The organism is Pseudomonas sp. NY15372 (assembly GCF_048068215.1).
Lineage (GTDB): Bacteria > Pseudomonadota > Gammaproteobacteria > Pseudomonadales > Pseudomonadaceae > Aquipseudomonas > Aquipseudomonas guariconensis_A.
This window is the reverse complement of sequence record NZ_JBLUPY010000035.1, coordinates 23810-45080: the sequence shown is the minus strand read 5'-3', so window position 1 is coordinate 45080 and position 21271 is coordinate 23810. Positions and strand designations below refer to the sequence as shown.

Annotated in this window: 8 protein-coding genes; 1 reads left to right on the top strand and 7 read right to left on the bottom strand. The window is 62.3% G+C overall.

Translation table 11 applies throughout. From position 1 onward, the window contains the following. Window positions 1-443 precede the first annotated feature (443 nt). Window positions 444-1358, bottom strand: a complete 915-nt coding sequence (locus ACNFG0_RS18945) for a site-specific integrase (RefSeq protein ID WP_196145359.1) — start codon at window positions 1356-1358, stop codon at window positions 444-446. Between the two features lie 619 nt (window positions 1359-1977). On the opposite strand from ACNFG0_RS18945, the gene ACNFG0_RS18940 reads away from it, so the two are divergent. After that, window positions 1978-2238 (top strand): DUF1652 domain-containing protein, encoded by a 261-nt coding sequence (locus ACNFG0_RS18940; RefSeq protein ID WP_196145358.1) that lies wholly within the window; start codon window positions 1978-1980, stop codon window positions 2236-2238. Here ACNFG0_RS18940 and ACNFG0_RS18935 read toward each other — a convergent pair. From ACNFG0_RS18935 to ACNFG0_RS18910, 6 genes are all read right to left on the bottom strand, one after another. Then, window positions 2235-4328, bottom strand: coding sequence for a putative bifunctional diguanylate cyclase/phosphodiesterase (locus ACNFG0_RS18935; protein WP_416765994.1), 2094 nt, complete (start codon window positions 4326-4328; stop codon window positions 2235-2237). The two genes, ACNFG0_RS18940 and ACNFG0_RS18935, sit on opposite strands and share 4 nt — an antisense overlap. 178 nt (window positions 4329-4506) lie before the next feature. Beyond that, the gene (locus ACNFG0_RS18930; protein WP_416765993.1) at window positions 4507-11829 is read right to left on the bottom strand and encodes a neuraminidase-like domain-containing protein; all 7323 of its coding nucleotides are present in this window, start codon (window positions 11827-11829) and stop codon (window positions 4507-4509) included. A gap of 439 nt (window positions 11830-12268) precedes the next feature. Further along, window positions 12269-13765 carry an efflux transporter outer membrane subunit gene (locus ACNFG0_RS18925; RefSeq protein WP_416765991.1) on the bottom strand — a complete coding sequence of 499 codons (1497 nt, stop codon included), beginning with the start codon at window positions 13763-13765 and terminating at the stop codon, window positions 12269-12271. Next, window positions 13762-16869 carry an efflux RND transporter permease subunit gene (locus ACNFG0_RS18920; RefSeq protein WP_196145354.1) on the bottom strand — a complete coding sequence of 1036 codons (3108 nt, stop codon included), beginning with the start codon at window positions 16867-16869 and terminating at the stop codon, window positions 13762-13764. Before ACNFG0_RS18920 ends, ACNFG0_RS18925 begins: the two co-directional genes overlap by 4 nt. After that, a complete protein-coding gene (locus ACNFG0_RS18915; protein ID WP_196145353.1) occupies window positions 16866-19964 on the bottom strand; it encodes an MdtB/MuxB family multidrug efflux RND transporter permease subunit in 3099 nt (1032 codons plus the stop codon). The genes ACNFG0_RS18920 and ACNFG0_RS18915 overlap by 4 nt, the downstream gene beginning before the upstream one ends. Then, window positions 19961-21250 carry an MdtA/MuxA family multidrug efflux RND transporter periplasmic adaptor subunit gene (locus ACNFG0_RS18910; RefSeq protein WP_196145352.1) on the bottom strand — a complete coding sequence of 430 codons (1290 nt, stop codon included), beginning with the start codon at window positions 21248-21250 and terminating at the stop codon, window positions 19961-19963. Before ACNFG0_RS18910 ends, ACNFG0_RS18915 begins: the two co-directional genes overlap by 4 nt. Window positions 21251-21271: the final 21 nt, after the last annotated feature.

The window sequence follows — 21271 nt, the reverse complement described above, 5'->3', positions numbered from 1 at the left end:
GGTTGTGGGCAAGCCGGCTCCCACTGGTGCAGCGCCAACCACACCCTGTGGGAGCCGGCTTGCCGGCGATGAAGACAACCCTTTACCCAAAGCCAGATCGCATCCCGGTGTAGGTAATCACCATGCACTCAACCAGCCCTGCTCGCTCAGGATTCATGATGCTGTTGCCCGTTCTGGCCAATCGCCGGCAAGCCGGCTCCCACCCCCCCTTCAAGTATCACCATACAAGATTGTCCCGCGATCGGGCCTGCCCCGATATCACCGTCGCCTGGCAAGGGCTGCGCCCTTGATCGCGGGGCAAGCCCGCTCCCACAAGGCCTGCGCTGTCTTCAGAGATACCGCCGTACCTGCAGGAGCCGGCTTGCCAGCGATAGGACCGGGGCAAGCAACTCAAGACAGTTGGCTCCCACAAGGGGCATCGCTAGCCGCTTGTTCTCTGCGCCTCAGTAGTCGAAGCGGTCCACCGCCCGGCGTCGTTCGTTGTCGTCACGCCGGTCATAGCTGGCGGTGGTCTGGATATTGGCGTGGTGCGCCAGCTTCTGGGCAATCGACAGGTCATGCTCCTCGATCACCCGGGTAATGAAGGCACGGCGGAAATCGTGGGGCATGATCTTCACCCCCACCTGCGACCCTCGCTGACGGGCGATGTAATAGATCGCATGCTTGGTGATGCGCGCCCGGGTGATGTGGCTGCCGCGCCGAATGCGGTTGAACAGGAAGGCATCATCCGCCTCGCCCGCGGGCAGGTGCGCGCGACGCAAGTCCAACCAGGCCTGCAGTTTCTCGAATGCCCAGGCCGGTGCGTATTTGATAAGTTGCCGGTTGCCCTTGCCCACGACCTGCAGGCTGCGCGCCTGGAAGTCGACCTGCGCCAGGTCGATGTCCACCGATTCGGACTTGCGCATACCTGTGCCATACAGCAGCGCGATGATCGCAGCGTCACGTACGCCCTGCGGGCGCGGATCGGCCGCGCACACGTCCATCAGCTCGCGGATCAGGCTGCGCCGCAGGTTGCGCCCCGGCGGCAGGCGGCTGCCGCTGGCCGGCTTGACCTCGCGGATGTGCAGCAGTTTTTCATGGTCGATCAGGCCTTGGCGCCACGCCTCATTCATCACGCCACGCACGGCATTCACGTACAACGACGAGGTATTGGGCGCGTAGCCATCGGCGCGCAGCGCCGCCACCAAGGCGACCACATGGCCAGGCTCGAGCAAGTGCCAGGGTACCTCGGTGATATCGCAGTCGACGAAACCCAGGCGGTCGGCTGCGTCCTGGAGGATGTAGCGCATGGTCAGCTGGCTGGAAGGGGCCAGGCGGGCCAGGTACTGCAGCAGCGGATTGTGCAGGTGATCGGACAAAACATGGATCCTGTAGCGGTAGCTTCGGCAGGCGAAGCATGAAGCGAGTCAATACGACGTGGTTGATAGTCAGAGCGACAATAAAACGGCCAGGTCAATTCGACCCTTCGCGTGCCATCACCCTGATATACAAGGGATTTGCCGCTGGCATGGTTCGGGATGGTACCCCATTAGCGCCCCATTGTTCGAACCAAGGATTGCTCCATGCTTGCCCAGCCGACCATCGCTCGACCGCGGGCGCGAGGGGCCCTGGGTTTCCACTACTTCGCCTTCACCCTCAGCGGGCGGGCTTCGTGTTCAATACCGCGATCCTCGGGTTCACCATCAACATCGCAGCCGGCCTGTTGGGTTGACATACCCGTGAACCGCTGGTCCGAAAGTGCGCTGTTTTTCGACAGTGGCCGGAACCTCCCGGCCCGACCGCTATCGCCCAGAAAAACGTTTGCCCCGGCGGCTGCCGGCACTCGGCCAGGCACCGGTCGCCTGTGACGCACGTCAAGCAATGGCATTTTTGTCATGTTCGACGCGAGACACTGGCGACACAGGTGCTATGGTTAGATTCCCACCGGCCGAGTGAGCGGCCGATCACCGGGTTCAGGATCAGAACAAGGAGGCTGGCATGAACAAGATGACGTTCCCCAACGCCTGCCAGGTGATGCGCTGGCATTTCCACCCATTGGGCTTCGAAGCAAGCATGGATGCCCCGCGCAGCATGGTCGCACGGCTGTTCGACCGCGCCACCGGCGAAACCTTGCTGGCCATCGCCGGCATTCCCTGCGCAGCGATCATGGCTGCTGCGGACGTGGAACGTATCATCGAGGCCGTCGAGGCCGAGATGGAGGCGTTCGAACCTTCCTGTGTGCTGCGAGACGCGGTCTAGCTAGCCCGAACTTCATCGCCAGGCTGGCCCATGGCACCGAGCCGTTCCATGAACTGTTCGGCCGGTACGGGCTGGCCGAGCAGGTACCCCTGCAACGAATCGCAACCCAGGCGGGTGAGGAATTCCTGCTGGCGATTGGTTTCCACCCCTTCGGCGACGATCCGCAGGTCCAGGGCCTGGCCCAAGGCGACGATGGCCGAGACGATTGCCGCATCATCGCTGTCCTGCTCCAGGTCGCGGACAAACCCGCGGTCGATCTTCAACTCATTGGCGGGCAGGCGTTTGAGGTACATCAGGCTGGAATAGCCGGTGCCGAAATCATCGATGGACAGGTCCACCCCCATGTCGGAAAGCCTCTGCAGTACCGCCAGGCTGGCGTCTGCGTCGCGCATGGCGGTGGTTTCGGTGATTTCCAGGGTCAGGCGATTGGCCGGCAGGTCGTTGCCCTGCAGCGCGCGGGCCACGCTGTCGACCAGCCCGGCGTGACAGAACTGGATGGCCGACAGGTTCACCGCGATGCGCCAGTCGCTGCGCCCCTGGTCGAGCCACAGGCGCATCTGCCGACAGGCTTCGCCGAGCACCCAATCACCGATCGGAATGATCAGCCCGGTTTTTTCCGCAAGGCCGATGAAACGGTCCGGCAGCAGCAGACCTTGCTGTGGGTGCTCCCAACGCAACAAGGCCTCGGCACCGATCGGCCGGCAAGCGACCGCATCGAACTTGGGCTGGTAGTGCAGGCGGAACTGACCGTGCTGCAAGGCAGCACGCAGGTCCTGCAGCAACTGCAACTGCTGGCGGGCATTGGTATTCATGGACACGTCGAAGAAACTGTAGCCGTTCTTGCCCGCGCTCTTGGCGTGATACATGGCGGCGTCGGCATTGCGCAGCAGTTCATGCTGGTCCTGGCCGTTGCCAGGGTACAGGACGATGCCCACGCTCGCGGAAAGCTGCAGGTCGTGCTCGGCCACGCGGTAAGGCCGGGCCACCAGGTCCACCTGCTTGACCGCTACGTCCATGGCATCGGCCGGCTCGTCCAGCGCAACCAACAGGACGAACTCGTCGCCACCGATGCGCGCCAGGGTGTCCTGGCTGTGCAAATGGCCACGCAGGCGCGCCGCGACGGCCTTTAGCAACTGATCGCCGACATGGTGGCCAAAGGCATCGTTGACCGGTTTGAAGCCATCCAGGTCGATGAACATCAGGGCAAAGCAACCACCCTGCTCTGCCACCTTGCTGATCGACTGCTCGATGCGTTCGGCCAGCAGGGTGCGGTTGGGCAAGCCGGTCAGGGTGTCATGCAGCGCCAGCTGGGTGAGCTCCTGGTTGGCCAGGGTCAACGAGTGCGCCAGTGCAGCGGTACGCGCCTCCAGGCGTGCATCCAGCACCGAGGTGAGCAAGGCCACCGCCAGCACCGCCAGGGTGGTGATCAGCACCAGGTAATCCAGGCCATCACCGCGCAGGCCATCGGCCAGCGCGCCACAGAAACTGCCTTCCGGGAAATTGGCTGCTGCCATGCCGGTGTAGTGCATACCCACGATGGCGATACCCATCACCACCGCAGCTGCCCCCCGTATGTGGCGCACATAAGGGGTGTGCTGGCGCAGGCGGAAGGCGATCCACAGCGCCGCCGCCGATGCGCCGACGGCAATGCCCAGGGATACGCCGAACAGCGTCGGGTCATAGTCGATACCCGGCAGCATGCGCAGGGCCGCCATACCGGTGTAATGCATGCTGGCGATCCCGCCGCCCATGATCAACGCCCCAAGCGCCAACTGCAGCCAGGGCAGGCTAGGCTGGCTCACCAGCCACAGGGCGAAGGCCGAGGACAGCACGGCGATCAGCAGCGACAGCGCGGTCAGGGTCAGGTCATAGCCAAGCTCGATGGGCAAGCTGAAGGCGAGCATGCCGATGAAGTGCATCGACCAGATGCCTACGCCCAGGGCGAAGGCGCCTCCTCCCATCCACAGGTAGGCCGCACGGCCCTTGGCCGTGGCGATGCGACCGGTCAGGTCCAGGGCGGTGTAGGACGCCAGGATGGCCACGCACAATGAGATCAATACAAGGGAAGAGGAATAACTACCGATCAGCATTTGAATCCCAGCCAGGGCTGAACAAGAACTCGAAAAAAAGCTGGCCATTGTACTGGAGCACGGACGAAACGCACGGGCTTTTTGAGAATGGGAACGGATCCTAAAATAAAAACGCCGCACAAGCTCGATGGCTTGCGCGGCGTGGTCGCAGGGGGAGGCGCGAGCCTCCCTAGCAAGATCAGCGGACGGTGAACTGAACGTGCACGACGATATCGCTCAGGCTTTGCAGCAGGGTCTTCTGCTCACCCAGGACGTCGGTGAAGCTCAACGTCATGGTCGTGTTGCGATATTTGCCGTCCTCGTCCTCGTCCTCGACGATGCGCAGACCTTCGAAAGGCAACCACTGAGCCCCCCAGCGCGGATGGGAATCACCGGCATCGGGCAGGAACAAACCTTTGTCCTGCATGCCATGGGAAATCGCCACTTCCTCGCAGCCAAGCGGCAAGCCTTGGAAGTCCGTGCGCAGACGAGCCCGTACATTCTGGTAAGGGCCGAGCAAGGCTGGCAAGGAAACGGCCAGGCTGCGAACCCTGCATGACCTGTTGGCGAAGTCTTTCGTCAGGCCCAGCTCTCTCAGGCCAAAATGAATCGCCAGATCTTTCGCGTCGGTGATCTCGAACTTGGTCAGCTCGGCGTCCTTGACCGTGACCTTCTGTGACTTGTCGAGCATCAGCTTGATGACATCGTTGAGCGTAAGGTCAGGGTTCACCGTATCCGCTATTTCGAAGCGCCCTTCGAAGAGCTGCGCCAGCGATACGGTGCGGCTGACTTCCAGTTCACGTTTCTGCCATTTCACCCAGGCGTTTTCCATCTGACCCAGGGCCAACATCAGCCCCTCGCCGCACAGCAACCCAGCCCAGGCACCGTTCCAGGTGCCGGTGCGCAGGTAGCGGGTGTCGTCACCCATTTCCCACTGCAACGCCTTCTGCGCCATCATGCAACGCGAGGCAGTGAGGTCGTAGTAGGTATAGAAAATGCTCGCCAGACGCGCTCGCAGCCAGCTGTACATCTTCTTGCCGGTGAACTTGCCACGCAACAAGGCCAGTTGCGCCTGGGCGTGGGCCGACTGGGTCTGCATATGTGCGATCTGCATGTTGGCCGAGGTTTCCCGCACAGTCAGAGCGTCGAGCTGGGCCTGGATGACTTTCATTTCCTGCTCGGCCGATTTGTACTGGATCTCCCACTCCTGGCGACGGCGGCGGTAGGCCTCTTCCTGGCCCATACGCCACGAGGCAATATCGAGCGCATCCGAAGCCAGGCTTGTACCAATGGCCATGGCATTGAATGTCGCCCCCCAGCGACCACCACCATTGGCCAGGCCAAAGATGTTCGGCACAGCGTCGGCGAACGAGGCCGCCATGTGCAGCCCCTTCGCAGCGGCCCTGATGGTCTGAGACGAGGTGGACATGTCCAGTGCCAGGTGTTCGCGGGTATTGATGTCCTGCTCGTAGAGCTGGTGGTAATGGGTATGACGCAGGCTTGCGCTTGCATATGACGCCGTCAGCACCTCACGTTCGGCGACCAGTTCATTGAGCGTCTGCTGCTGCAACTTCACGCTGCTGGTCGCCAACTCCACGCCTTGGGTATTGAGCAACTCAGCCAACGCTTCGGCATCCTGGCGCTCCAGGATATTTTGCATCGTGCTGCCGAACTGAATGAGCTGCGAGGCCATGGTCCGTGCGCCTTCCATCAGGGGAATGAAGCGCAAGGCAGGCACGTGGTCGATTTTTGGCAAGGCACTCGCGTTGCCCGCCTGCGCGGAAACGGCGTCGGCCCACAAGGCCTTCGGATCCGCCGGCGTGGCGTAGAGCGGCAAGCTCAACGGCTGGCCGTCCAGGGTCAGGTTATGCCGCAGGTTGTACAGTCGAATGCGCAGCGCTTCCCAATACCCCAGCAGCATGCGGTTGGCTTCGGGCAGGAACAGCGTTCTGCCCGCCTCGGCGCGGTCTTTACCTACCGCACGCAGGCGCACCACATCGTCGGCACAAACGCCGTCTGCCATCATCGACAGAGCATCCATGCGGTCATCCAGCGCCTTTTGCGATGCGGCATCGCCCAGCGACGGATCATTCCAATCTGTGCTCGGCTCGATCCAGGGTTCGTCGCCCAGCAGGCGCAGGGCACGCTGGTACCATACCTTCGCTTCGCTCAGGGTGTCGCGCTCGAGCTTGCGGTATGCCGCGTCACCACGGCCCAGGGTAATGTCCAGCAAGCGCATGAACGCATTGAGCTTGTAGTGCATCGGGTCATTCTGCGCCACCGCATCCGGGTCCAGCGATTCCAAGGGCTCGTCGTTCCATGAGGTGTCCTCTTCCAGCGGGCGTACGTTCCACATGCGGTACGTGTGAACGCCGTCTACCGTATAGCCGGTCGGGTTGAATACGTATTTGAGCCATTGCTCGGCCAGGTCGAAGCGCTCTTCCTGCAGGAAACGCTGCATCACCATCATCGGCGTGTAATAGAACAACTCCCAGAAGTACAGCGCGTTGGCGCCCCGGAAGTCCATCATCGGGCTGGCGTCGTTGCCTTCGATGACGGGTTCGGGGATCTGCTGGGTGTCATAGCTCAGAATGGTGTCGATGCCCAGGACTGCACGTTCGGTGAGCTGGCGGGCGAACAGCGTATTGAGCCGGGTGACCGATCGGCCACGCTTGAAATATTGGGCGCCTTCGGCGGTTTGACCAATGATGGCGTTTTTCTCGGAAGCGGCTTCGAATCGGGCCACCCATTCTGTACGCTCACCACCGTACGACGAGGTGTCGGGTTTCTTGGTCAGGTCGATCCGCCATGTGCGAGTATTACCCTCGCCAAACTGAAAAACTAATTGATGCGAGGCTTTGTCTTGGCCTTCCCACTCTGACATCTGGCCGACTGCCAATACGCCTGTAAACTTGAACTGTTGCATGCCACGCCCCAGATCAAAGTCACGAGATGCCGTTTCGACGGTACCCTCTCTCCCATTGGCACGATGGACGATACGCTTTACTTCATGGCCGGAAATTTCCCCGGGGATATTCACATATGAATGAGGCGCGACCAAGTCAGGCTCACCCATATGATCCAGTAACGTCATGACATGGATTTCACGGGTAAACGAAAGGTTCGCCAAACCAAACCTTACGCTAATTTCGGATAGCGGACCCTCAGAGTTTATCCTGAACTTAGCAACACGCGCCTGTTCCTCACGCGCCCAGACGAACTTGAGGTCTTCTTTCTCGTTTGGAATCGGATAATCACATACAGTTATAATATTCCTGATGTGGTGAGGGAAAACCTCAGACAGACGTTGCTGAGTGACACAGAAATACGCCCAGAGCTGTTGATTCTCCTCACGTAACAAGAACGCTCCCCAGGGCCCTCGCGCCAGCGCCCTTATCTTTCTGGTTTCCTGTGCAAGCTCCTCATACTCAGTTACCAATACCGATATCCAAGGATTGTCGATCTCCGGACGTTTGCCTTCTACCGACAGCACCGTATCGAGGTACAGACTATAGCTATAGTCATCGCCATCATTCGAAGTTTCGATGGCCCTCACCTTCATATTGGAAATGGTAAACGCCTTGAACCCAGTCGGTACAGGCGAGCCGGTGTCGACAATTTCGCCTTCCATGACCTGCCCTTTCCTATAGAGCACAGCGCATAATCCAGTGTGTTCATCGGTATCCAGCCAATGCATGTTCGCTTCCAAATCGGTAGTGAAGTCCTCCTCACCTATCGCCTTGCTGTTCAGGGCCTCATAGATCTCGATACCGCCATAGCCTATCCTTTTGCCTCGTTCATACATGCCTGCCACAAGCGCATTCAGCCCTGGCATATAAGCGAGGAACAACGATAATTTTTCTATTTCAACCTTATTACTCTCGAGTTCTTTCACGACCGTCGAAGAAATCGGGTAATCCAGTGGCATGCTCCAGGTGCCGTCATAGCGCAGCCAGGCAAGCTTGTAGGACCAACGCCATTCACGATCCTTGGGTTCACCTTTGTCATCGCGGGTGATGATGTGTTCCTGGCGCTCTACCCACATCAGATATAGACGTTCACGGTAGACCACCGGCCGGATAAGACGGCCTTGCACTTGGGCCGCCAGTTCGATCTTCGTCCAAGCCGTCCAGGCATTGGCCGGCAGTACGCCATCGGTCCCACGCTTGCTTTCATCAACCATCCGCCACCAGTATTCGCGAGGCTCGCCACGTGTGCTGCCGATGAACCAGGTTTTGCCCAGCGCATGCTGGCTATCGGCGTCTGGATCGCGTCCATCGTGATAACCGCTGATGGTCTCCAGGTTCGCCACTTCCTCGAACGCACTGAGGTAGCCATGGAACGCATCGCTCACGGTATCGCCGTTGATCTGCGCCTGCCCCAGCACCTGCAGCATGTCGTCCATCGCCTTGGTCTGGCCCAGGCGCACGGTCGGGTCGATGTAGTTTTCCGGGTAGTACATCAGCATCTGCCCGGCCGACCAGGTGGCATAGCGGGCGTTCCAGCGGGTCCAGTCGCGGAAGAACTGTCGGTCCAGTGCCGCAGTGTTCAGGGCATGCTTGTCTTCCGGCTCGGACAGGGTGCGATGGATGAACATCTGCAGTGCCGCCATGGCTTCGGCGATACGCGAAGTCATCACTTGCGCACCATTGAGGCTGTCGAGCAGCAGGTGCTGGTTCAACTGCTCAACGCCGAAGTTCATGCGCCCTGCCAGCACGCCAGCCAGGGCACTGCTGAGCGGCGCCTCGACCGCTACCTGCGCCCGCTTGACCTGCGAAGCGTCCAGACCACCCTCGAAGGCGTCCGCCAGCGTTCGCCAATCGTTCCAGGTCTGCTCTGGCAGCAGCATCGCCGCGACGGTGTCCGGTTGTACGCCGAAGGCGCCTGCCAGGTCGAGCCATTGCCGTACAACCGCGATTTCGTGCGCACTGACAAGGCTCGAGGCGTCTTTTACATCCCCCTTCCAATCGGCTTGTTTGGCCGCCTGGGCGATCAGCCTTTCGGCCTGCCCCGTGGCTTGGGCCAGCAATGCGGGCGAGACCCCCTTGGCGTTAAGCGCGGCAAGCAGGGCGCCGCTTGCGCCCGCGGCGTCCGGCAGCTCTTTCAGCCAGGCACTGAAGTCCGTCAGTGCCACCACCATGTCCATGGAGCGCTTGAGGGTTGCGCGGCTCGCCTCGCCTTCCACGGCCTCGTCGGCCAGCAGATGGGGTTGCTCCACCAGCAGCGCAAGCAGGTCGGCGGTGACACCGCTGGCGTGCACGATCAGCGCCATCTGCGCCAGACCATAGGCGAAGGCTATCGCTGGATCGCTCACCGGCTCCTGCAGTTTGAGCATCTCGCCCAGTTCCACCAGCGAGAGCCCCCCCGGCGCCGCTCGGTCCGCCCAGATGAGCAATGCCTGCGCAGTTGTTTCCCCGCTCAGGCCAAAGACCGAGGCGATCAGCGGGGTCAGCACGCGAAGGTAGTCTTCCGTGACGGGGTCCTCGGGAAGCTCTGCATTGGCGATCGCTGCCTGCATCTCCTTGATCAGATTGGTAATTTCGGTGCTGGCAGGGATTTCATTCACGTCGCGGGACATCAGGACCAAGTCCTGGACTGTCCAACCACGTTTCTGCAGCCAGCTGGACAGCCCCGTCAAGCGCTCCAGCAAGGCCAGCCATTGATCCGGCCGTGCCTGCCCCAGCTCTCGCGGCGCGCCAAAAGTCTCCAACAACAACGTCAGCTCGACCGGTGCCAAGCCATGCGACCGTGCCCACAGGCTCAAGGTGTAGAGACCGGACAGGTAGTCCACCGTGGTGGGAAACAACCACCTGTCATTCGATTTGACCAGAAGGAACCGACCCAGCTGGTATAACCCCTCGTCATCCGTCTGGCAGGCACGCTTGAGCGTGGCCTTGATGTCAGCGTGCTCGCTAGCCTTGCTGGGATCCAGGTCGAGCATGGAATACTCTGCCTCCGGATCCAGCCCACCTTCGATCAGCGGTGGGTCGTTGAACAGGCGGTCGAACTGGCTCATCTGGCCAGCAGGGGCAGCCACGTCGATCAACTGCCGTGCCATGACCAGGGCGCTCTCATGGGAAATGGCGTAGCGCTTGGCCAGCCGTACCGCATGCGACAGCACCGTTAGGGTCTGTGCACTGATCTGGGTCGGATCCACGCTGCGGATGATACTATCCAGCGTCTGCGCATCGAGCCCTGTGGCCTTGTGCAGTCTGATCGTCTTGTTGAGCTTGAGCAGGAAGTGCGCCGGCGAAAGCTTCGGCGTGGCGAAACGGGCACTCAGGACACGGCCGCGGTCGGTGTCGCTTTCGAACTTCACCGTGTAGGACGCATAGGAACGGTACCCGCTTGGCCCGTTCCACTCGAACGCGTAGCGGTATTCTTTACCCGGTTCGAAGGCCTTGACCTTGAGCATCTGCGGCGACAACCTGAGGCTATGCACGTCCTCCAGGATGAACTCGATCGCCCCGGCTTGCTTGAGGCTGAAGCTGAGCTCCCAGCGATCGCCGCCCAGGAAGAACAGGTACGCGTAGTGGATCGCCGTGCTGGCCGAGCCGACGCCTAACTGGTAGATGACCCCGCCGTTATTGATCAGCTCCGAGACGTCCGTCTGGGGGCCCTTGCGCTCGTCCTCGATCTTGACCCCACCGTTGATGAACGCCATCAGCGCCTTGTCGGTCAGGCCGAACCATTCGCGCAACCGGGCAGGACGCAGCATTTCCTCTGGCACGGTACCAGGGAAATAGGTCGCGAACTTGGCATCCACGTTTTCATCGGTGATTTCATCAACCAGCAGTGCATACAGGGCGGGCGAGATATCGTGACGAAACCCGGCCATCGAGGCATCGCCGAGATGCTTGGAGACATGAGGCGCACCCTCCATGTGCTCGAATGCCGGATCCTTCAGGCGCCGAGCCTGGCTGAAGCGGTTGTAGTGATGATGGTAAGGCGTGACCCCGTATCCCACATGGGCCGACAGCCCCTCAAGGGTCTCGCCCGCTTCGTCCAGGCGCTTCATCAAGATGGTGTTGGACAGGCTCAACGCGCTCACTGGCGTATCCAGGTTCACCTGGCTCAGTGTCAGGTCCTTGAGGTCAGGACGGCGCACATCGATATGCCAGGGATTGTCCTCGGGATAGAGTTTTTGGGCTTCGCGGTACAGCGTCACCAGATAGGCCGCCGGTGAAAACATCGAAGCAACGTCGCCCGGGGCGGCAAATTTCAATGCGCGCCCCCCGAACCAGTCTTGGTAGTCCTGCAACGAAACACCGGGGTGCTTGATACCCAACTTGATCGCCTGGGGCAGCAAGGGCGAGGCATGGGTCAATATTTTCTTTTCGAGCAGCATTGCATCGTCGCGGGTTCTCGTCGCAACTTTGTGCAGCACCCGCATATCGTGCGATGTCAGGCTGTTATCCAGGCATTGCAGTTCTGCACAAGAGCGTAACCCAGCCGAAGCGAGGGAGTTGATACCGGCCTTTGCGCATAGCGCAGCCTGAGCATCATGATTTACTTGTATCACGATAGATCCTCAATAGTTTGCCGTGCGGCACTGAACTGAGCGAGACGAGAAACCGTCGAACGCTTCTAAAACCAAAAACAAGCCCAAGGCTCTGACGTAGGCGCCCTGCTGCATGGACGCGCAGGAGCCGTGCAGGTCAGAACAATTCCAAGGTGCGTTGGATAGAGAAGTCTATTGAGCCGCTCAGCAGCGGATAACCATCAGAAGTACAAGGTTGTAAGTCGTTATGATCCACGCTCTATTAAGAGCGTGTATGAGTCCGACATAATGACCTGGCAATTTTCGCAAGAAGATCTGATCGTGTTCGATCAAGAGGCGGGGCATTCGCCCTCACATGAAGAGGGCGAATTCGAGGAAAGAAGTCAAAGATTCGAGATCTGACGCAACGCGCGTCCATACCTCATCAAGATGAAACCGACCGGCGAGGTCCAGCAAGGCGTTACCGGTCGCCTTCGGCCTCGGCGAATGCCTGCTGTGCATCCCAACCGCCGCCCAATGCCGCAATCAGCTGCACGCTGGCGACCAACCTGCCCTGCAGCAGGTTCAGCACGCTGCGCTCGTTGCTCAGCGCTGTGGTCTGCACGTTGACCACGTCCAAGTAGCTGATCAGGCCGGCGCGGTATTGGTTCTCGGTCAGGCGCAACGACTCGCGGGCAGCATCCAGCGCCTCCTGGCGCACCAGCGCTTCGTCGCCGTACACCTTCAACTGCACCAGGTAGTTCTCCACTTCCTTGAAGCCATCGAGCACGGTTTGCCGATACTGGGCCACGGTCTGGTCGTATACTGCGACGGTGCGGTCGACCTCGGCACTGCGCCTGCCGGCATCGAACAGGGTCATGGCCAGCGAGGGCCCCACCGACCAGTAGCGGTTGGGCAGCTCGATCCAGTTGCTGAAACTGCTGCTGGAATAGCCACCGCTCATGCTCAGGCTCAGGTCCGGGAAATAGGCCGCGCGGGCCACGCCGATATTGGCGTTGGCCGCCATCACGTTGCGCTCGGCCGAGGCGATGTCAGGGCGGCGTTCCAACAACTGCGAAGGCAATGCCAGCGGAATCTGCGGCAGCGCCGGAATAGCCTTGCTGTCGGCCAGGGCAAAATCAGCCGGGGCCTTGCCCAGCAAGACGGCAATGGCGTTTTCGTACTGGGCACGCTGCCAGGCCAGGTCGATGAGGTCGGCCTGGGTACTCTTGAGCTGGGTGCGCGCCTGGGCGACGGCATCCGGCCCGGCGACGCCTGCCCGGTATTGGTTCTCGTTCATCCGCAACGAACGCTCGTAGGCCGCCACGGTGGCCTCCAGCAGACGCTTTTGCTCGTCGATGACCCGCAACTGCAGGTAGTTCTGCACCAGCTCCGACTGCAGGCTAAGACGAATACCGGCCAGGTCCGCCAGGCTCGCCTGGGCACTGGCCTCGTTGGCATTCAAGGTTTCGCGCAGCTTGCCCCACAGGTCGATCTCCCAGCTCACGCCAAGCTGGGCGTTGTAGGTATTGCGAATACCGCTGCTGTTGTTGGACAGGCTAGAACTACTGCTGCCGGTGCCCTGGGCCGAGCGGGTCTTGCCCACCGACAGGTCGAGGCTGGGGAACAGCGCGCCCCGGCTGCTGCGCACCAGAGCCTGGGCCTGACGGTACTGGGCCTCGTACTGGGCAACGGTCTGGTTGCTGCGGTTGAGCTCATCGACCAGCGCGTTGAGGCCGCTGTCACCGTAGATTTCCCACCACGCCCCTCGCGCGATGGCATCGGAGGGATTGGCCTGGGTCCAGCCTTCGGCCTGCTTGAACTGTGCCGGGGTTGCGAGCTCTGGGCGGTGATAGTCCGGGCTCAGCGTACAGGCACTGAGCAGCGCGGCGCAAAGGCCCGCGCCGACCAGGCGCGAGCCACGCCCGCGGGTCAGCATCTGCAGGGCGCGGTGAAGTGGGGTCTGGGCGAAATTCATAGCGGGGTATCCAGTGCGGCGTCGGTGCGCACGCCGCGCCAACGGTTGAATCGGTGGCGCAGGCGGTCGAGGTACAGGTAGACCACGGGCGTGGTGTAGAGGGTCAGGACCTGGCTGAACACCAGGCCACCGATGATGGTCAGGCCCAAGGGCTGGCGCATTTCGGCGCCCTCGGCACGGCTGAGCAGCAGCGGCAGCGCGCCGAGAATGGCCGCCAAAGTGGTCATCAGGATCGGCCGCAGGCGCAGCAGGCACGCCCGACGGATGGACTCCTCGGGGCTCAGGCCATCGTGGCGCTCCAGCTGCAAGGCCAGGTCGATCATCAAGATGGCGTTCTTCTTCACCACCCCGATCAACAGGAACAGCCCCAGCAGCGAGATCAGGCTGAACTCCCCGCCCGTGGCATAGAGCGCGAGCAAGGCGCCGACACCGGCCGACGGCAAGGTGGAGAGGATGGTCAGCGGGTGGATATAGCTCTCGTAGAGGATACCCAGTACCAAGTACACCAGCACCAGGGCACCGAGGATCATCAGGGGCTGGCCCTGGGTCGTCTGGGCGAAGACATCGGCGCTACCGCCGAGCTTGGCGATCACTTCTTCCGGCAAACCAAGCTTGGCCACTGCACGCTCCACCGCAGCCATCGCCTGGTCCGGGCTGTAGCCCTCAGCGATATCGAACGCGATGTTCTCGGACGCGAACTGGCCTTCATGGCTGACGCGGTCATTGGCCAGGCTGTTTTCGTAATGAGCGAATGTGGACAGCGGCACGCGGGCGCCATCGGCGGTGATCACCTGCACCTGCTCCAGGGTGCTGGGGTCCCAGGCGTATTTCGGGTTGATCTCCAGCACCACCTGGTACTGGTTGAGGCTGTCGTAGATGGTCGAGATCTGCCGTTGGCTGTAGGCGTTGTTCAGCACCGTGGTGACCATGTCCATGTCGATGCCCAGGCGCTTGGCCTGGTCACGGTCGACCACCAGCGTCACCTGCTGGGTGCCGGCTCCGTCACGGGCATCGATCGCCGTCAATTGAGGCAGGGCGCGCAGGGCCGCGACCACCTTGGGGAACCACTCGCGCAACGCAACCAGGTCACCGCTCTGCAGCGTATAGAGGTACTGGGAGGTAGACTGGTCGCGCCCGGCGCTGCCCAGTTGCAGGTCCTGGTCGGCCATCAGGAACAGACGCCCGCCGGGTACCTTGGGCATTTCCTTGCGCAAGCGCTCGATCACCTGCTGGGCCGACAGCTTACGCTCGCTGATGGGCTTGAGGCGCACCAACACGAAGGCATTGTTGGTGCCACTGTTGCCACCGATGAAGCCGGCCACGCTCTGCACCGCTGGGTCTGCCAGCAAGGCGCGGCGGTAGATCTCCATCTTCGGCTGCATCACGCTGAACGACAGGCCATCATCGCCGCGGATGAAGCCCTGCAGCTGGCCGGTGTCCTGTTGCGGCAGGAGGGTCTTGGGCACCACGACGTACAGGGCGATGTTGACGCCGATGGTCACCAGCAGGCTGAGCAAGGTCAGGCGCTTGTGCCGCAGCGCCCAACCGAGGCTGCGGTCGTAGGCCGCGACCATGCGCTGGTGCACATGCTCGCTCCACTGCTGCAGGCGGTTCTGCTCCTGGGTGCTGGGCTTCAGCCAGCGGGAACAGAGCATCGGTGTCAACGTCAGCGACACCAGCAGCGAGACCAGGATCGCCGCTGCCAAGGTGATGGAGAACTCCAGGAACAAGCCGCGGACGATGCCCCCCATGAACAGGATCGAGACGAACACCGCCACCAGCGAGACGTTCATCGACAGCAGGGTGAAGCCAACCTCCCTGGCCCCCAGGAAGGCAGCACGCATGGGCGGCTGGCCGTTCTCGATGTGGCGGGAGATGTTCTCCAGCACGACGATGGCATCGTCGACCACCAGGCCGGTGGCGAGGATCAGCGCCATCAGCGACAGGTTGTTCAGGGAAAAGCCGCACAGGTACATGACCGCGAAGGTGCCGACCAGCGACACCGGCACGGCCAGGCTGGGGATCAGTGACGCGCGCAAGTTACCCAGGAACAGGTAGACCACCAGGATCACCAGCACCACGGCGATCAACAAGGTGTGCTCGGCTTCCTTCAGCGTCGCCTTGATCACTGGCGAGCGGTCCATGGCCACGTCCAGCTTGACGCTGGCCGGCAGCAACGACTGCAGGGCAGGCAACTGGGCCTTGATCTGCTCGACCGTCTGGATGATGTTGGCACCGGACTGGCGGTTGACCACCAGTAGCACGGCGCTCTGGTCGTTGAAGAAGCCGCTGTTGTAGCGGTTCTCCACACCATCGGTGATGGTAGCGACGTCGGACAGGCGCAGGATCGAACCATCCTGCTGGCGGATCACCACCGGCTTGTAGTCGTCGGCTTTTTCCAGCTGGTCGTTGGCCCGCACCTGCCAGTTGCGCTCGGCATCTTCGACAAAGCCCATGGGCCGGCGCTGGTTGGCATTGGCCACCGCCGTGCGCACCTCGTCCAGAGACAGGCCATACTGGTTGAGCAGCTGTGGCTCCACGGCGATGCGCACCGCCGGCAGCGAACTGCCGCCGATCTGCACTTCCCCTACCCCGCTGACCTGGGACAGGCTCTGGGCCAGAATGGTATCGGCCAAGTCGTAGAGCTGGCCTTTCTGCAGTACGTCCGAGGTCAGTGACAGCACCATGATCGGCGCCTGCGACGGGTTGATCTTGCGGTAGGTGGGCATGCTGCGCATACCGCTGGGCAAAAGGTTGCGAGTAGCGTTGATCGCCGCCTGCACCTCACGCGCCGCACCATCGATGTCGCGGCCCATCTCGAAGCCGATGATCACGCGGGTCGAGCCCTGGTTGGAACTGCTGGTCAGCGTGGTGACCCCGGCGATACTGCCCAGCTTGCGCTCGAGCGGCGTGGCCACAGTGGCAGCCATCACTTCGGGGCTGGCCCCCGGCAGGTTGGCTTGCACCACGATCACCGGGAAGTCCATTTGCGGCAAGGGCGACACGGGCAACAGGCCGAAGCTCACGCCACCGAGCAGCATGATCGCCAGGCTCAGCAGCATGGTTGCCACCGGCCTGCGGATGAACGGACCGGACAGATTCATGCCTCAGCCTGCTGCGCGTCAGTGGCTGGGCGCCAGCGGCGAGCCAGGCGGTCGAAGTACAGGTAGATGACGGGCGTGGTGAACAGCGTCAATACCTGGCTGACCAACAGGCCACCGACCATCACCAACCCCAGCGGTTGGCGTAGCTCAGCGCCGGAGCCGGTGGCGAGCATCAGTGGCACAGCCCCGAACAGCGCGGCTAGGGTGGTCATCAGGATCGGCCGGAAGCGCAGCAGCGCTGCCTGGTAGATCGCATCCTGCGGGGTCATGCCCTGGTGGCGCTCGGCCTCCAGGGCGAAGTCGATCATCATGATGGCGTTTTTCTTGACGATGCCGATCAGCAGGATGATGCCGATGATGGCGATCATGCCCAGGTCATTGCCGCTCAACAGCAAGGCCAGCAACGCGCCGACCGCTGCCGACGGCAATGTCGAGAGGATGGTCACCGGATGGATGTAGCTCTCGTAGAGTACGCCCAGCACGATGTACATGGTCACCACCGCCGCCAGGATCAGCAGCAAGGTGCTCGACAGCGAGGCCTGGAACGCCTCGGCGGCGCCTTGGAAGCGCGTCTGCACGCCCAGCGGCATGCCGATCTCCTGCTGCACCTGCTCGATGACCTTGACCGCCTCGCCCAGGGATGCGCCATGGGCCAGGTTGAACGACATCATCACTGCAGGGAATTGGCCGATGTGGGAAATCGCCAGCTGTGCCTGGCGCTGCTCGATGCGGGCGAGCGCCGAGAGGCGTACCTGGCCACCGTCGCTGGCCTTGACATGGATCGACTCCAGCGCCTGTGGGCCGATGCTCGACGCCGCCTGGGACTGCAGCACCACGCGGTACTGGCTGGCCTGGGTGTAGATGGTGGAGATCTGTCGCTGGCCGAATGCGTCGTACAAGGCGTTGGTGATCTGCGAAACGCTGATGCCCAGGCGGCTGGCCATGTCACGGTCGATCACCAGGTACACCTGCAGGCCCTTGTCCTGCAGGTCGCTGGCCACGTCCTGGAGCTCCGGGCGTTGCTGCAGGGCCTGGACCAGCTTGCCGCTCCATTCGGCGAGCAGGTCGGCATCCGGGGACGACAGGCTGAACTGGTACTGGGTGCGGCTGACCCGGTCCTCGATGCTCAGGTCCTGCACCGGCTGCATGAACAGGCGGATGCCCACCAGCTTGTCCAGTTGCGGTTGCAGGCGACCGATGACCTCGCTGGCGGTGACATCGCGCTCGGCATGGGGCTTGAGGTTGATCAGCAGGCGGCCGCTGTTGAGGGTGGCATTGTCGCCGTCCACACCGATGTAGGACGACAGGCTCTGCACCGCCGGGTCCTGCAGGATCACTTTGCTCAGGGCTTGCTGGCGCTCGCTCATGGCGGCGAACGAGGTGGATTGCGGCGCCTCGGAAATGCCTTGGATCACCCCGGTGTCCTGCACCGGGAAGAACCCCTTGGGCACGATGATATAGAGAAACACCGTCAATGCCAGGCTGGCGACAGCGACCAGTAGGGTCAGCGGCTGATGCTTGAGCACCCATTGCAGGCCACGGCCATAGCGCTCGATCAGCCAGTCGATCCAGGCGCCGCTGGCACGGTAAAAACGCCCCTGCTCCTCTTCCTTGGGCTCGCGCTTGAGCAGGCGTGCGCACATCATCGGCGTGAGGGTCAGGGACACCACCAGGGAAATCAGGATCGCCACCGCCAGGGTGATGGCGAACTCGCGGAACAGTCGGCCGACCACATCGGCCATGAACAGCAGCGGGATCAGCACCGCAATCAGCGAGAACGTCAGCGATACCAAGGTGAAGCCGATCTGCCGGGCGCCCTTGAGCGCCGCCTGCATCGGCGTCTCGCCCTCCTCGATGTGCCGGGAGATGTTCTCCAGCATGACGATGGCGTCGTCGACCACAAAACCGGTGGCGATGGTCAGGGCCATCAGGGTCAGGTTGTTGACCGAGAAGCCGGCCAGGTACATCACGCCGAAGGTGCCGATCAGCGACAGCGGCACGGCAATCGACGGGATGATGGTAGCGCTGAAGCGGCGCAGGAAGACGAAGGTGACCATGACCACCAAGGCGATGGCGATCAGCAATTCGTGCTGCACGTCCTTGACCGCGGCGCGGATGGTCTGGGTACGGTCGGTCAGGACCATCACGTCCAGGCCAGCGGGCAGGTTGTCGGTGATCGACGGGAGCATGGCCTTGATCAGGTCGACCACTTCGATGACGTTGGCCCCAGGCTGGCGCTGGATGTTCAGCAGCACGGCCTGGTTCTCGTTGGCCCATGCCGCCAGGCGCTCGTTCTCGGCGCCATCGACGATCTCGGCGACATCCTTCAGGCGCAGGGGCGCACCGTTGTTGTACGCCAGGATCAGGTTGGCGTATTCCTCGGGCGAACGCAGCTGGTCGTTGGCATCGAGCATCGACACCCGTGTCGGGCCATCGAAGTTGCCCTTGGGCTGGTTGACATTGGATGCGCCGATGAGCGTGCGTACGTCCTCGAGGTTAAGGCCGTTGGCCGCCAGGGCGTCGACGTTGACCTTGATGCGCACCGCCTGGCGCTGGCCACCGGCGATGCTGACCATGCCCACGCCGCTGATCTGCGCAAGCTTCTGCGCCACGCGGGTATCGACCAGGTCGTTGAGCTTGGGCAGCGGCATGGTCTTGGAAGAAATGGCCAGGGTCAGCACCGGGGTGTCGGCCGGATTGACCTTGTTGTACACCGGCGGCGCCGGCAGGTCGCTGGGCAGCAGGTTGGTGGCAGCGTTGATCGCGGCCTGTACCTGCTGTTCGGCGACGTCCATGTTCATGTCGAGGTTGAAGCGCAGGGTCAGTACCGATGCGCCGCCGGAGCTGGTCGAGGCCATCTGGGTCAGGCCGGGCATCTGGCCGAACTGGCGTTCCAGCGGCGCGGTGACCGCGCTGGTCATGACCTGTGGGCTGGCACCGGGGTACAGGGTCATGACGCGGATGGTCGGGTAGTCCACCTGGGGTAGCGCTGAGACCGGCAGCAGCTTGTAGGCGATCAGGCCGGCCAGGACGATGGCCAGCATGCTCAGCGTGGTGGCGACCGGCCGCAGGATGAACAGGCGCGAGAGGTTCATGCGCCCGCCTTGCCCGATTCACCGGCCTGGGCCGAGCCCTTGGCATCCTGGCCCTGCAGGTGTTGGCCGGGGGTGGTCGGCACTTGGGAGCTGTCCTCCACCACTTCGACCTTGCTGCCCTCGCGCAGGCGGTCGGTGCCTTCGAGCACCAATCGATCGCCTGCGGCCAGGCCATCGAGGATCACGCTCTGCTCACCGTCGCTGGCGCCGACCTTGACCTTACGGATATTGACTTTGCTTTCGGCATTCACCACGTAGGCGAAGGTGCCGTCGTTGCCGAACTGGATCGCCGCGGCCGGGGCCAGCACCACCTGCTTGAGCGTATCGGCCAGCAGGCGCACATTGACGAACTGGTTGGGGAACAGCGCCTGGTCCTGGTTATCGAACCTGGCCTTGAACTTCAGGGTGCCGGTGGTGGTATCGATCTGGTTGTCGAGACTGCCCAGCACACCGGTGGACTGCAATTTGCTATCCCCACGATCCCACGCTTCGACCGGCAGGCTGGCACCACTGCGGTAGCGCGCGAGCACCGTGGAGAGTTCGGTTTCCGGCAGGGTGAAGGCCACGCTGATCGGCTCGGTCTGCGTGATGACCACCAGGGCGGTGGTGTCGTTGGCCGCCACCAAATTGCCCAGGTCAAGCTGGCGCAGGCCTACACGGCCGCTGATCGGAGCACGGATCTGGGTGAAGTCCAGGTTCAGGCGGGCGTCGGCGACCGCGGCCTGGTTGGTCTTGACCAACCCCTGGAACTGCGCGACCTGGGCCTCGGCGGTGTCGAGTGTCTGTTTGGCGATGCTATCTTCGGCATACAGGCCCTTGTAGCGCGCCAGGTCGACCTGGGCGTTCTTCAACTGGGCCTGGTTCTGCGCCAAGGTGCCTTCGGCCTGCTGCAACGCGATGCGGTACGGGCGCGGGTCGATCTCGGCGAGCAGCTCGCCGGCCTTGACCTGTTGGCCCTCCTTGAAGTGGATCTTGACCAGCTCTCCGGCCACGCGGCTGCGCACATTGACGGTATTGGTCGCGGTAACGGTGCCCAGGGCCTTGTAGTACAGCGGGAAGTCACCGACCTGCACCGGCTCCACACGCACCGGCACCGGGTCGCTGGAGGCACCGAAGCCTGGGCGCCCGCCCATCCCCATGCCCATGCCTTTCCCCGGGCGGCCGCTGGGCTGCGCCTGATGGGTCGGCGTCGCGGGCCACAGCCACCAGGCCAGCAAGGCCACCAGCAGCAGGATCAGCAGGCCGAAGAGCCAGCGACGAGGGGAACGAGAGACGGAAGCTTGCATGGGTTGAACGAACCTTGTTCG